Genomic DNA, 615 nt, shown 5'->3' with positions numbered 1-615 from the left:
GTGGTTCTTCATCACCTACACTTTGTTAAACGCAGTATTCTACACCGCTAATAACATCGCCTACGCTGCTTTGACCGCCCTTATTACGAAGAACAGGGCCGAGCGCGTGCAGATGGGTTCAATCCGCTTCATCTTCGCTTTTGGCACGAGCCTGACGATCCAGACGGTTACGGTTGGAGCTGTACAGGCTATGGGAGGCGATGCAGCTGCGTGGCGTAACATGGCGATCATTTACGCCATCATCGGCATCCTGTCCAACTCGTTGGCTGTATTTTCAGTTAAGGAGCTGTCCCCCACTGAGCTGGCTGAGGGAGACTCGGAAGCGGCGAAGGATGACGAGCTCAGCTTCCTTGAGGCGCTTAAGCTCCTTGGAAATCGTTACTACGTGATCATTGTGGTTTGCTTCATCTTGATGCAGTTCTTCACCGCCACGCTGAACATGGGCATTTACTTCATGACCTACATTCTGGGTAATGCAAACCTACTGGGCGTATTTGCGTGGGCAATCAACATTCCTCTCATCGTAGGTCTTCTTGTAACGCCGTTGGTAGTGCAAAAGATTGGACGAATGCAACCGGTTACTATCGTCGGCTATGTCGTTGCCGTCCTTGGCCG

At 51.5% G+C, this 615-nt stretch carries 1 protein-coding gene; it reads left to right on the top strand.

The window, feature by feature from the left end:
* On the top strand, positions 1–615 hold a 615-nt coding region (locus tag HMPREF1627_RS00255), incomplete at both ends, for an MFS transporter (RefSeq protein ID WP_034499842.1).

The organism is Actinomyces sp. S6-Spd3 (genome assembly GCF_000758755.1).
In the GTDB taxonomy this organism is placed as follows: domain Bacteria; phylum Actinomycetota; class Actinomycetes; order Actinomycetales; family Actinomycetaceae; genus Pauljensenia.
This window is presented reverse-complemented; position numbering and strand designations above follow the sequence as displayed.